This window comes from Streptomyces sp. NPDC029292 (assembly GCF_055569295.1).
Genome location: NZ_JBVHXR010000007.1, coordinates 122,693 through 135,474, shown reverse-complemented (window position 1 = coordinate 135,474; position 12,782 = coordinate 122,693). Strand labels below are relative to the sequence as shown.

The window sequence follows — 12,782 nt, the reverse complement described above, 5'->3', positions numbered from 1 at the left end:
CCCGTCCGGCGGATCATGCCGGAGACGGCCCTCGGCCCGGCCGTCGCGGGGCCGTCGCCGAACCCTAGCCCGCCGTTCGCGGGATCCTCTTCTCCCAGGTGCGGTGGAAGACCACCTCGTCGCCGTCCTTGCAGATGACCTCGTTGGAGGTGATGAAGTCGTCGGCGTCGCAGGTGATTTCGGAGGTGGTCGAGACGCGGGCGTCCCAGGGCAGGTCCGGGCGGTGGAGGCGGATCGACCAGGTCGAGCGGGTGCGGGCCGAGAGCGGGTCGGAGTCGTTGATGGTGTACGTCTCCAGGGCGTCCTCCGTGAATTCGAGGCCGTCGGGGTAGACGCGGGTGCCTCCGTAGCGGGGGTCGACCTCCAGGCGCCACTCGCCCTTCGCGACATCGCGTACGACCAGGCGTTCCGGGCGGGGTTCGTCCAGGGTGGCGGGGAAGACCACGCCGAGGGACTCGGACTGCTCCGGATCCTCGAAGGTGATCGAGGGCGCCGACTCCTTTGCCCGTACGGGGAGTTCGAGGGTGCTGCCCGTCGGGTCCAGGGTGAGGCCCGCCTGCGAGCCCGGCTGGGGCCAGATCCAGGGCCAGTACGCGGAGGAGACGGAGAGCCGGATGCGATGGCCCGGCGGGAACGCGTAGCCGATGCCGTTCAGGTCGAAAACCACGTCCTCCGTAGAGCCCGGTTTCCAGGGGACCGCCTGGTCACGGCCGTGGCGCGCTGACAGGTTCAGTGCACCTCGGGTGACGAGTGTCGAGGAGCCGTCGGGGGCCACGTCGCAGAGGCGGGCGATCACCTGGCCCCGGGGCACCGGGGACGTCAGGCGCAGGCGGACCCTCGGGCGGCCCAGGATCCAGATCTCCTCCGCCACCGCGAACTCGAAGCACGCCGATCTCGCGTCCTCCTCCCGCTGGTCCGGGGGCAGATCCGCGTCGTTTCCGAAGGGGGAGAAGCGGCCCGCGTCCACCCCCGTGTGCTGGGGCGAGCGGACCTGGACCGGGGCGCCCTGCAGCGCGTACGAGACCGGCGTCACGGAGGGGGAGGGCCAGGCCGGATCACCCACCCAGCGGCCGGGGAGGGTCGGGTACGTCGTCGCCGGAGGGTGCGCGTCCATGACGTACGAGCGCAGCAGCGGCTGTGACATCACGCCCGTCTCCGTGCCGCGCAGCCAGTGGTCCCACCATCTCAGCGTCTCCTGGAGGAAGCCGATCGCCGGGCCCGGCGGCAGGCCCCGGTCCGGGTACTGGTGCGACCAGGGGCCGATCACGCCTCGTACGCGGTCCGGCGGCAGGTTCTCGACCAGGCGCAACACCGTGTCCCGGTACGGGTCGTGCCAGCCGCCGACCGCCAGGACGGCCGCCCGGATCGCGCCGTAGTCCTCGCAGACGCTGCCGTGGCGCCAGTACGCGTCCCGGGTCTGGTGCGCGAGCCAGGTGTGGAGGAACGGGTCCACCGTCTCCAGGCGTTTCACCCACATGTCCCGCCACATCACCTCGCCCACGTGGACGGGGTCCGGCGGCCGCGAGACGAACGCGAGCATCGTGGCCGCCCAGGCGTGCATGTCGACGGCGAGGACGGAACCTCCCATGTAGTGCACGTCGTTGTCATAGCGGTCGTCCGCGGAGCAGACCGTGACGATCGCCTTGAGCGGCTCGGGCGCGAGGGCCGCGATCTGGAGGGAGTTGAAGCCGCCCCAGGAGATGCCGAACATGCCGACCTTGCCGGTGCACCAGGGTTGGGACGCGAGCCAGTTGACGACCTCCACCCCGTCGGCCAGCTCCACGTCCGCGTACTCGTCCGCCGGCATGCCCTCCGAGTTGCCGTGCCCGCGGACGTCCACCCGCACGGAGGCGTAGCCGTGGCCCGCGTACCAGGGATGGCGCTGCCAGTCGCGGGGCGCGGTCCAGTCCGTGAGGCGGTAGGGGAGGTATTCGAGGAGCGCCGGTACGGGTTCGTCGGTCAGCGGGCGCCATACGCGCGCGTACAGACGTGTGCCGTCCGGAAGGGGGATGAGGACGTCCTCGTGAGTCGTCTCGTGGGGGAAGGACGTACGGATGTGCATGAGAGGGACCCCAGTGGCTTCAGTCGAAGACGGTCGAGGCGAGGAAGAGGACGAGGTACGGGCGGAGGCGGCCGCGCTCCTCGGGCGTCACGCGGGAACTGCCGAACATCACCGCGAAGTGGACGACCGGCGCGATCACTGAGATGAGGGTGAGGAGCGAGATGGGGGTGAGGAGATCGACGAAACGGCCCATCGTCAGCCGGCCGACGGCGGTGAGGAGTACGGCGAGTACGGCCACCGCCGGCAGACCGAGGATGATCAGGCGGACCGCGCGGCGCATCGCGCCTCGGGCGAGCGCGAATTCCGCCGTGTGTGTGCGCCCGGCCAGGTGACGGCGGCCCATGACGTACTGGACCAGGCCGAACGCCATGCCGATCGCGGCCGCCGAGAAACCCCGGTGCCGGCCCTTGTGGTCGCCGAGCCGGCCGGTGATCAGGGGACCCGCGAACGCGCCGGTCTTGATCGCCGGGCCCGCCCAGGTCATGGTGGGGGTCGGCACCGCCATGGAGTAGTGGCCGCAGGCGATCAGGGCCAGGATGGCCTGCGTGCCGAGGAACGAGAAGCGCTCCCAGACCTCCAGGCCGGACAGGGTCAGCAGGCCCCTGGGCCGGCCGAAGAAGGCATGGTCGTCACCCGGAGGGGGCCGGCTGCCGGGCTCGGTCTCGACGGTGCTGCGGGACACGGCCACCCCCCTTCCGGGTACGTCAGTACATGCCACTTTTCGGGTACATCAGTTGATGTCGCCGCATGTCATTTCGTATTGGCTGATCATGAACATACCGCCGGTGATCCGATACCGCCCGAGCGTGGGGGGTACCTCCTGCTGGAGCGAAGTCGAGCAGGGGACGGTGGGCGCTCGTGGTGATCGAAACGTGACCGGATACGCTGACTTGAGTGATGGCAGCGACACATCGACAAACCGTGTCATCGACCGAATGATCGACCGAGTTCGCCATGTGATCGTCAGCAGACAGGAGAACCTCTCGTGACCGTCGTCGGGCCGTTCGGGCTGAGCGTGCGGGACCAGGCTCTCGAAGCCGATGTCCAGGCCGGATTGGCGGCTGTCGAGGAGGGCTTGCTCGAAGTCACCAAGAGCGAGGTCCCCTTCATCACGGAAGCCGCCCAGCACCTCCTGCGTGCCGGTGGGAAGCGGTTCAGGCCGCTGCTCGTGATGCTCGCCGCGCAGTTCGGTGATCCCTACGCGCCGGGTGTCGTGCCCTCGGCCGTGGTCGTCGAGCTGACCCATCTCGCCACGCTGTACCACGACGACGTGATGGACGAGGCGGACGCGCGGCGCGGGGTGCCCAGCGCGAACCACCGCTGGGGCAACTCGGTGGCCGTCCTTACCGGTGATTTTCTCTTCGCGCGCGCGTCGCACACGTTGGCCGACCTCGGGCCCGAGGCCGTCCGCATCCAGGCCGAGGCCTTCGAGCGGCTCGTCACCGGGCAGATCCTGGAGACCGCGGGGCCGCGCGACGGGCGCGACCCGGTCGACCACTACCTGGACGTGCTCAGCGGCAAGACCGGCTCGCTGGTCGCCGTCGCCTGCCGGTTCGGCGCGATGATGTCGGGGGCCGACGAGACGGTCGTCGACGTGCTGACGCAGTACGGGGAGCGGCTCGGTGTCGCCTTCCAGCTCGCGGACGACGTGCTGGACATCGCGTCCGACTCGCACGAGTCCGGGAAGACGCCGGGGACGGATCTGCGCGAGGGCATCGCCACGCTGCCGGTGCTGCGGCTGCGCGAGCGCGCCGAGCGTCTCGGTCTCGCCGAGGACATCGCGCTGTGCGAGCTGCTCGACTCCGACCTGACGGATGACGCCCGGCACGCCGAGGCGCTCGCCCGGCTGCGCGCCCATCCCGCGCTTGAGCAGGCCCGGCGGGACACCGTGCGGTACGCGGAGGACGCGCGGGCCGCGCTGGTTCCGCTGCCGGAGTGCGATTCGAAGGCCGCGCTGATGGAGCTTGTGGATGCGGTGGTGCACCGGGCCGGGTGAGGTCTGGGCCCCGCTGTCCGGTGGCGCGCGTGCCCACCGCTGCGACAGCTGGTCAGTAGCCTCCTCCCGAGCTCGTCGCCGTCATGGCCTTCGCGCCTGTCGGTGTCACAGCGAACCACGTGCCGTCCACGCCCTGGCCGTAGGCCTCCTTGGGCTCGTCGTCCTTGGCGTAGCGGTAGAGGGGCCAGCCCGCGAGGGTGAGCTGGGTGGTGCCGTCGGTGCGTTTCACCGTGGACACCAGGTTCTTGTCGATGCCCTTGGTGGTGACGCCGCCCTGGGGGGTGGCGGCAGGCCAGACCAAGGCGCAGGTGCCGTAGCAGGTGACCTTGGTGGGGTGGGCGGAGTCCGCGTCGAAGCGGTAGAGGACATAACCCTTGCTGTCGGTCACCACGGTGCCGACGTTCTTGACGTCCGCGGTGGTCAGCGTGGCGGTCGCCGACGGCGCCGTTGAGCTGCCGCTCTTGCTGCTGCCGCCGCCGCTGCCCCCGCCCCCGCTCCCGCATCCGGCGAGCGTCAGTGCCAGGATCGCGGTGCCCGTGGCGGCGTAACCGGTGATGTGTCTGATGTCCGTGTGGTGCGTGGTGGCGAGCATGGCGACCCCCTTGGTCGATGCCGATTGCTGCCACTCAGATGTACGGATTCGGGCTGGTTTTCGCTTGCCCAGACGGAAGTGTGATCCAGGTCACATAGTTGGATTGAGTCCAGGCTCGGATTCAGTCCGTACTCAAGCCCGGAAGCTGACGCAGGGGGTGTCAGCTGAGATACGGGGAGAAAACAGAATCATGGGATCGAACGCCACGTTCACCACGCGTCGCAAGAGCCTGATCCTGACCGGTGTCGCGGTTGCCGCCGCGGCCGGTGTCGCCGCCGCCGTCATCCCGGCGGTCGCCGACAGCGGCAGCCACAGCCACCGTGCGAGCCACTCGATGCACGGCGACCAGACCATCGTCGCGCAGAGCGGAGTCATGGGCGGCAGCGGCGGCACCATCCTCGCCACCAGCCTCAACGGCGCCAACGAGGTGCCCGTCCAGGGCGGCCCCGCCGTCGGCGACAAGGACGGCGCGGCGCTGGAGTTCATCAAGGTCAAGGGCAACAAGGTGTCCGTCGCCGTGACCTGGCGCGGCACCGGCAAGCCCACCCTGCTCCACATCCACCAGGGCGCCAAGGGCACCAACGGTGGCGTCAAGGTCGACTTCACCAAGCTGCTCGACAAGATCAAGGGCCACCATGTGGTCGGCACCGTCAAGATCGAGGACGCGGCGCTGCTCGACGCGCTGAAGACCGACCCCGGTGCGTTCTACGCCAATCTGCACACCGCCGAGTTCCCGGGCGGCGCCGTCCGTGGCCAGCTCCACAAGGTCACCACGTCCTTCGACTTCCGGCACGCCCTGAACAACTTCCAGGCGTCGGTCGTCAAGGGCAAGCAGATCTACGAGTGCAAGCCGGCCGAGGGCGGCGGCTACGCCTTCGCCCAGCGCGACGTCGCGGCCCTGCTCGGGGGCAACATCGCACACTCGTTCGTCAAGCCCAACTCCGGTACGCCGCAGTGGGTCGCACCCGACCGCAGCGCGGTCACCGGCGCGCTGATCTCCAAGACCCCGAACGGCGACACGAACATCCCCGAGCTCGACCTCAAGGCCACCCAGTCCGGCAAGCACCACGGCCTGCTGGCCGGGACGCAGGAGATCCTGCGCCTCAACACCGTGGGCGGCGTCGCCCCGGCCGGGTCCTGCTCGCCGGGCACCATCGTGGGCGTTCCCTACCAGGCGGACTACGTGTTCGTGCAGCGTTGACCGACTGACGCCCGCCGGCGGTGTCTCCCGCGACCCTTACGGGTTGGGGGAGGCACCGCCTCCTCATGTCATACCGCAGCAGTACGTGGAGTTGCGCCCGGGGTCTGACGCTTCTTGTCGGCCGATTTGGTCAGATGGAAAGCACCACTCCTCACCGATTCGGGTGAGAATGGCGGCTCAGGGGTGGAACGCGCAGGGACGGTAGGCCGCCGCCGACGACGGAGGTAAGGCACACATGGCACCGTACGAATCCGACGACACGCTCGTCGACGAGGCCGATGACGTGCGCGCCGGCCGACGCAAGGCCGCGCGCTACGTCGTTCCGGTCGCGGTGGTGGGGGTGGCGGCGGCGACCATCGGGCTCGTCCCGGCGCTCGCCGACTCCGGCGACCCCAGCCTGCCGAAGATCACCGCTCAGCAACTCATCGAGAAGATCGCCAAGTCGGACGTCCAGCAGCTGTCCGGCACGGTCAAGATCAGCACCGATCTGGGGCTTCCCAGCCTCGGCGGCCTGGAGAGCAGCTTCGCGTCGGGCGCCGCCCAGGGTGGCGGCGGTTCGTCGGCCGATCCGTCGTCCAAGCTCCTCGAACTGGCCTCCGGCACCCACACACTCCGCGTCGCCTCCGACGGCCCGGACAAGGGCAAGATCTCTCTCCTGGACAGCGCCGCCGAGTACAGCGTCATCCACAACGGCGACGACGTATGGGCGTACGACAGCAAGTCGAACGAGGTCTACCACGCGACCGCGCCCCAGTCCGAGAGCCAGAAGGACAAGAAGGCGACGAAGGACGACGTCCCGGCGACGCCCAAGGAACTCGCCGACGAGGCCCTCAAGGCGGTCGACGACACCACCTCCGTGACCGTCGACGGCACCGCGCAGGTCGCGGGCCGTGACGCGTACAGGCTGCTCATCAAGCCGAAGCAGTCCGGCTCCACGGTCGGCGCGATCAGCATCGCGGTGGACGCGAAGACGGGGCTGCCGCTGAAGTTCACGCTGACCCCGACGAGCGGCGGCGCGGCCGTCGTGGACGCGGGCTTCACCCAGGTCGACTTCTCCAAGCCGGCCGCGTCGACGTTCGACTTCACCCCGCCCAAGGGCGCCAAGGTCACCGAGGGCGACCACACGAAGGCATCCGAGTCCGCGCAGAAGTCCGACCAGGGCCTGGGTGCGGGACTCGACGGTCTCAAGACCCTCGGCAAGGGCTGGAACTCCATCGCCGAGTTCGACACGGGCGGCCAGGGCGTGCCGTCGGGCTCGTCCGGCAACAGCAATGTCGACGGGTTCCTGAACTCCCTCGGCGACCACGTCACCGGCAAGTTCGGCAAGGGCACCGTCTTCTCGACCCGCCTGGTCAACGCGCTGATCACGGACGACGGCAAGGTGTACGCCGGTGCGGTCACCAAGGACGCGCTGGTGAAGGCGGCCAACGCGGCGGCCAAGTAAGTACCGTATGAGCAGGACGAATTGAGGGAGCCCATGGAGGAGCCGGCCGCCGCGGACCCGGAGGCGGTGATCGCCACCCGCGCGCTCACCAAGCGTTACCGCGGCGGACAGCTCGCCGTCGACGGCCTGGACCTGACCGTCCCGGCGAGCAGCGTCTTCGGCTTCCTGGGGCCGAACGGCTCCGGCAAGACCACGACCATCCGCATGCTGATGGGCCTGATCGAGCCGACCTCGGGCACGGCACGCGTGCTGGGGCAGCCCATGCCCCGCAGCGCGCGGGCCGTGCTCCCGCACGTCGGCGCCCTCATCGAGGGCCCCGCGCTGTACGGCTTCCTCTCCGGCCGTGACAACCTCATCCGGTACGACGCCGCCGATCCGACCGCCGACCCGCGCACCCGGCGTACGCGCGTCGCGACCGCCCTCGACCGGGTCGGGCTCACCGCGGCCGCCGGGAAGAAGGCGAAGGCGTACTCACTCGGTATGAAGCAGCGGCTCGGGCTCGCGGCCGCGCTTCTCCAGCCGCGCCGCCTGCTCGTCCTGGACGAGCCCACCAACGGCCTCGACCCCCAGGGCATGCGGGAAATCCGCTCCCTGGTACGGGAGTTGGCCTCCGACGGCACGACCGTCTTTCTCTCCTCACACCTGCTCGACGAGATCGAGCAGGTCTGCACGCACGCGGCCGTGATGGCGCAGGGGCGGCTCATCACCCAGGGTGCGGTGGCGGATCTCGCGGCGGGTGCGCGGGGCCGGCTCGTCGTCACCACTCCGGACCCCGGGGACGCGGCGCGCGTACTGAAGGAACAGGGCGTCGCGGATCTCGTCGTGACGGAGACGGGCGTGAGCGCCGAGCCTCCGGACCGCGAACTCGCCGAGCTGAACGCCGCGTTGGTCACGGCGGGCGTCCGGGTCCGCGGCTTCGGGGTCGAACGGGCCTCGCTGGAGGACGCGTTCGTGGCGTTGACGGGGGAGGGGTTCGATGTCGCGGGCTGAAGTTCTGTCGCAGGCCGAGGTCATGTCGGAGGCTGAAGCCAGGCGTGCGCCGAGCCTGTTGTGGACGTTCGGACTCTTCCGCAGCGAACTCGTCACCACCTTCCGGCGCTGGCGGACGATCGCGCTGCTCGGCGTACTCGCCGCCGTACCGATCCTCATCGGCGTCGCCATCAAGATAGAGACGAGCGACGGCTCGGCGGCGGGCGGTGGCGGCGGCGAAGGACCGGCGTTCATCTCGCAGATCACCAACAACGGTCTGTTCCTGGTGTTCACCGCGCTGGCCGCGACGCTCCCCTTCTTCCTGCCGATGGCGATCGGCGTCATCGCGGGCGACGCGATCGCGGGCGAGGCGAACGCCGGGACGCTGCGCTATCTCCTTGTCGCGCCCGCGGGCCGTACTCGCCTCCTCCTCACCAAGTACGCGACCACGATGACGTTCTGCCTGGTCGCGACCCTCATCGTGGCGGCCTCGGCGTTCGCGGTGGGCGCGCTGCTGTTCCCGCTGGGCGAGCTGACGACGATCTCCGGGACCCGGATCAGCTTCGCCGAGGGACTCGGGCGGGCCCTGCTCATCGCCCTGGTCGTCGCCGCGTCACTGATCGGCGTCGCGGCGCTCGGCCTGTTCATCTCCACGCTGACGAGCAGCGGCATCGCGGCGATGGCGACGACGGTCGGGCTCCTCATCACCATCCAGATCCTCGACCAGATCCCCCAGCTCCACGCGCTCCAGCCGTACTTCTTCTCCCACTACTGGCTGTCCTTCGCCGACCTCATGCGCGACCCGGTCTACTGGGACGATCTGGTCCGCAATCTCGGCCTTCAGGGGCTGTACGCCGCCGTGTTCGGGTCGGCGGCGTGGGCGCGGTTCACCGTGAAGGACATCACGGCGTAAGCGCGTCCTGGGTGGCCTCGTGCGGGAAGCGGGCGAGCTGCGGGTCCTGTGCGAAGAACGTCTTGGCGCGCGCCAGCGCCTCGGTGTCGTTCAGTACGTCGCCACGCCGGCTGCCGTTGCCGAGCAGCACCCCGCCGAAGCGCATCTTCATGTACGCGGCGGAGTTGTTGAGCGTGCCGATCAGCGGCTCGGCGACCACCGGCTCGTCGTCCGCGAGAGCGGTGACGCCCCAGAGCGTGCGACCGGCCAGGGTCGCCTTGAAGTCGACGCCGGGTGTGCGCAGCCAGCCCGACCAGTAGTCCAGGTAGCGCTTGGTGAGGCTGGAGACCGAGTACCAGTACAGCGGCGAGGCGATCACGATGTCGGTGGCCGCGAGCGTGGCGTCGAGCAGCAGCGTCGGGCTGCTCCCGGCGGGAGAGTGCACGTGGTCGCTGTCGCGCCGCAGGTCCACGAAGTCGGGCAACGGATGCTCGGAGAGGCTCAGCCAGCGCTGCTCGACGTCTCCGGACAGCTGCTCGGCGGCCTTGCGGGCCAGCAGCTCGGTGTTGCCGTCGGTGCGGCTGCTGCCGAGCACGAACAGGAAGCGGCGGGTCATGGGTCCCCCTTGGGCGCGGCCGACAACTACTTGCACACACATTAGATGCGCACGCAAGTATCTGTCTACTGGGCGTTGCGCACGATGACGCGGAGGTCTTCGGTGTGGAGGCCGTCGACGCGGTCGAGGATCCGTGCTCGGCAGCCTCACGGGGTGCCGACGGCTCCGCGGCCTCCGGCGCGTCCATCGCCCCCGCGACGCTCGGAGCCTCCGGCCGAGGCGGGCGCTCGGGTGGGCGGTCGGTCACGTAAAGGCAGTTGATCACCCTGACCGAGCGTCGCGCACCGGTTACCGCCCGGGCGCGCCACCCCCGCCGCCCGGCTGCGGAGGCCGCTGCGCGCGCGGGGGCTGCCCGGGCGTGGCGGGTTTGGGCGCCGAGCCGGGGACGGGGCCGCTGGGGGTGGCCGAACCCCGGACGGACTGGCGGCGGGCGGCGCCTGCGATGGGGTTGCTGGGGGCGGGCGTCGACGGAGCGGCCGTCGGGGGAGCGGCCGTCGCGGGACCGGCTGCCTTGGGACCACCCGTCGGCTTCGAGGCGCCCGGCGTCGGCGTGTGACCTGTCGGCGTGGAGGCCTTCGCAGTCGGACCGGCCGAAGTCGGACCGGCCGAAGTCGGACCGGCCGCAGTCGGACCCGTCGGTGCGGGCCCCGTCGGCGTCGGGTTCGGTGAGGTCGGTGTGGCGCTCGGGCCCCCCGGTCCGCCCTCCGTCGCGCGGTGCCTGGCCAGGTGGGAGCCCTGCAGGGCTGTCGCCATGAAGCCGGCCGAGACGTTGCCGCTCTCCGGTGGGGCCGTCTTGGGGTCGAGGGCGGTCAGACGGGCCATGTCGTCCCGGGAGAACACGTTGCCGGGCAGCATGCGGGAGGCCGCGCCGGTCACGTCGACCGTCTGCTTCTGGCCGGCCGCCTCGAACTCCAGGCGGTAGCCCAGGTATTGGCGGTCCTTGTCGAAGAGAAGCTCCCCGCGGACCTGGCCGCCCGAGTCGCGCGCCCAGGACTCGACGGAGTCGAGGGCGTGCGGGAGCCGGGAGACGCGGCCGAGGCAGGCGACGTACGCGTCCCCTTCGATGCCGAGCGAGCGGCCCTGGTCGTCGAGGGCCGCGACACGTACCTTGCCGTCGGGCGCCGTCACCGTCGCGACCTCGCCGAGGCGCCGGTCGGAGTAGGTCACCAGGCGCCCGTCACCGCCGTACTCGGCGTCGTGCGCGCGTCGCAGCGCCATGTACTGGGCGTCGTTCTTGAGCACGAACGGCGCGTCCTTGCCGACCATGGACACCTTCGCGTCCGGGTTGGCCTGCAGGATGATCTCCGCGTTGGCGATGGCGGCGCCACCGACCCCGGCGATCACCCAGTCGTTCGCCGCCCGCGGGTTGTAGTCGCCGTCGCCGACCTCGTCGCCCATGAGCACGCGGCCCGGCGCGGCGGCGCGGGCCCGTTCCCAGGCCGCGGTCGCCTGGAGGGTCTCGGCGGCCCCGGCCACGCGCGGGTCGCCGGCGGCGCGGAGGGCGTCGGCGACCCGCGGGTCGGCGAGCGCGTCGAGCGATGCCGCGGCGCGGCCCTCGCCCGCGGGCAGCGAGAGCAACTGGTCGCGCGCCCGCAGCGCCTCGGGCGTACCCGCCGCGGTGAGGTGCTCCGCGAGGACCCCGGTGGCCTCCGGCACGGTCGGCACCTGGCGGTTGGCCCCGGGGATGATCTCGGGCGGGATACCGGTGGCGACGAGCGGGGACCCCTGCACCTCGACCTTGACCGGGGACGAGCCGTCGGCCGGGGTGATCTCGGCGATCAGCCGGCCCTCCGCGCCGATACCGAGACCGGCGCGCCCGTCCACGAGAGGGCCGCGGGCCGCCGCGGTGTCCTCCCAGAGTTGCAACGCCGGCAACGGCACCCGCTGCTGGGGGCCGGCGAACTGGTACGGGTCGCCCATGCCGCTCTGCCGCAGATGCCGCACCTGGTCGGCGGACTGCACGATCGCCTCGATGGGGTCCACGTGCCACCGCCCCCGCGCGTCCACCAGCAGCACGTCGGGGTCGCGCCCGGCGAGCGAGGCACCGCCGCCGATCATGACCTGGCGCTGCGGATACCGGCCCTCGGGCAGGGTGGCCTGCTCCGCGCGCAGCTCGTCCAGCGTCCGGCCGCTGAGCGCGGTGCGCTGCTCGGCCACCGCGGCGGCAGCCTGCCCCAGCTCCTCGCGGGGGATCGGCGTCCCGTCGGCACGCAGACCCGGCATGGGGAACGACGGGCTCGCCCCCAGCGCGGACACCTGCGTGTCCTGCGCCCGTGCACGGGCCTCGCCCAGCGCCCGGGCGTCCTCGGGGCCCAACCGCTCGATGGGCACGGCGAGTTCGGCCATCGCGTCACGCGCCGGCTCCCGCAGATGGGGGCGTGCGATGTCCAGTCGTACGTTCGCCGCGTACTGCTCGACGGAGTGCGCGGCGGTGTCGTGGGCCGGGGAAACGGGCCGCAGACCCGAGTCGTCGATCAGCACGGAGAATCGGTCGTGGGCCTCCCGGCGCTCGGGGGCGCCGACCGACGCGTCGTTCATGCGCGTCGCCAGGTAGTTGAACTCGCCGACCCGGCCCAGGTCCTCCTCGGACAGCCGCGGGTGCGCGGGCAGCGTGGCGCCGGCCGCCAGCAGGTTCTCCCGCGGCGCCGTGCCGTTCACGGCGGCCCGGTCGCGCACGGCGAGCAGCTCGCCGACCTCGCGGCTCAGCACCTGGCCGAGCCGCTCGGGCGGCAGTCGGTCGGAGAGCTGCATCACATAGCGGTCGTACGTGGTGTTGGTGAAGGTCCGCGACAGGCTTCCCTCGGGCAGCGGGGCCGTGTCCAGGCGCAGTTCCAGCGGCTTGCCCGCGGTGTCGCTCAGCGCGAAGAAGCGCCGCCCGTCCTCTTCGACGAGGTTTCCGCCGCGCAGCCGGTCGGCGTACAGGTCCCGCAGCACGACGGGCAGCGCCGCCTCGGCCTGGGCGAGCAGCCGTCTTTCGTCGGTGCTCACGTTCACTGACGTTCCCCCGTCC

At 71.1% G+C, this 12,782-nt stretch carries 9 protein-coding genes and 1 pseudogene; 5 read left to right on the top strand and 5 right to left on the bottom strand.

All coding sequences use genetic code 11. From position 1 onward, the window contains the following. Window positions 1-64: 64 nt before the first annotated feature. Together ACZ4WS_RS17665 and ACZ4WS_RS17660 are read right to left on the bottom strand one after the other, a co-directional pair. Complete coding sequence (locus ACZ4WS_RS17665) at window positions 65-2,062, bottom strand: CocE/NonD family hydrolase (RefSeq protein ID WP_467981322.1); 1,998 nt, start codon at window positions 2,060-2,062, stop codon at window positions 65-67. A 22-nt stretch (window positions 2,063-2,084) separates the two neighbouring features. After that, a pseudogene (locus ACZ4WS_RS17660) lies at window positions 2,085-2,744 on the bottom strand (POT-type proton-dependent oligopeptide transporter); the annotation flags it as partial. A 303-nt stretch (window positions 2,745-3,047) separates the two neighbouring features. On the opposite strand from ACZ4WS_RS17660, the gene ACZ4WS_RS17655 reads away from it, so the two are divergent. Beyond that, entirely contained in the window at window positions 3,048-4,058 is a 1,011-nt protein-coding gene (locus tag ACZ4WS_RS17655) for a polyprenyl synthetase family protein (protein ID WP_467981320.1), read from the top strand. A gap of 52 nt (window positions 4,059-4,110) precedes the next feature. On the opposite strand, the gene ACZ4WS_RS17650 is transcribed toward ACZ4WS_RS17655, so the two are convergent. Continuing rightward, window positions 4,111-4,650, bottom strand: a complete 540-nt coding sequence (locus ACZ4WS_RS17650) for a hypothetical protein (protein WP_467981318.1) — start codon at window positions 4,648-4,650, stop codon at window positions 4,111-4,113. A gap of 190 nt (window positions 4,651-4,840) precedes the next feature. On the opposite strand from ACZ4WS_RS17650, the gene ACZ4WS_RS17645 reads away from it, so the two are divergent. The 4 genes from ACZ4WS_RS17645 (at window position 4,841) to ACZ4WS_RS17630 (ending at window position 9,177) form a co-directional block, all read left to right on the top strand. After that, window positions 4,841-5,851 carry a CHRD domain-containing protein gene (locus ACZ4WS_RS17645; RefSeq protein WP_467981317.1) on the top strand — a complete coding sequence of 337 codons (1,011 nt, stop codon included), beginning with the start codon at window positions 4,841-4,843 and terminating at the stop codon, window positions 5,849-5,851. A gap of 235 nt (window positions 5,852-6,086) precedes the next feature. Continuing rightward, a complete protein-coding gene (locus ACZ4WS_RS17640) occupies window positions 6,087-7,295 on the top strand; it encodes a LolA family protein (RefSeq protein WP_467981315.1) in 1,209 nt (402 codons plus the stop codon). Between the two features lie 33 nt (window positions 7,296-7,328). Further along, the gene (locus tag ACZ4WS_RS17635) at window positions 7,329-8,285 is read left to right on the top strand and encodes an ABC transporter ATP-binding protein (protein WP_467981313.1); all 957 of its coding nucleotides are present in this window, start codon (window positions 7,329-7,331) and stop codon (window positions 8,283-8,285) included. Between the two features lie 22 nt (window positions 8,286-8,307). Next, window positions 8,308-9,177: an ABC transporter permease gene (locus tag ACZ4WS_RS17630; protein ID WP_467981680.1), complete on the top strand. Its 870-nt coding sequence runs from the start codon at window positions 8,308-8,310 to the stop codon at window positions 9,175-9,177. On the opposite strand, the gene ACZ4WS_RS17625 is transcribed toward ACZ4WS_RS17630, so the two are convergent. Together ACZ4WS_RS17625 and ACZ4WS_RS17620 are read right to left on the bottom strand one after the other, a co-directional pair. Then, window positions 9,167-9,772 (bottom strand): flavodoxin family protein, encoded by a 606-nt coding sequence (locus ACZ4WS_RS17625; RefSeq protein ID WP_467981311.1) that lies wholly within the window; start codon window positions 9,770-9,772, stop codon window positions 9,167-9,169. The genes ACZ4WS_RS17630 and ACZ4WS_RS17625 overlap by 11 nt on opposite strands. 288 nt (window positions 9,773-10,060) lie before the next feature. Next, on the bottom strand, window positions 10,061-12,760 hold the full coding sequence (locus ACZ4WS_RS17620) for a hypothetical protein (RefSeq protein WP_467981309.1): 2,700 nt from the start codon (window positions 12,758-12,760) through the stop codon (window positions 10,061-10,063). Window positions 12,761-12,782: the final 22 nt, after the last annotated feature.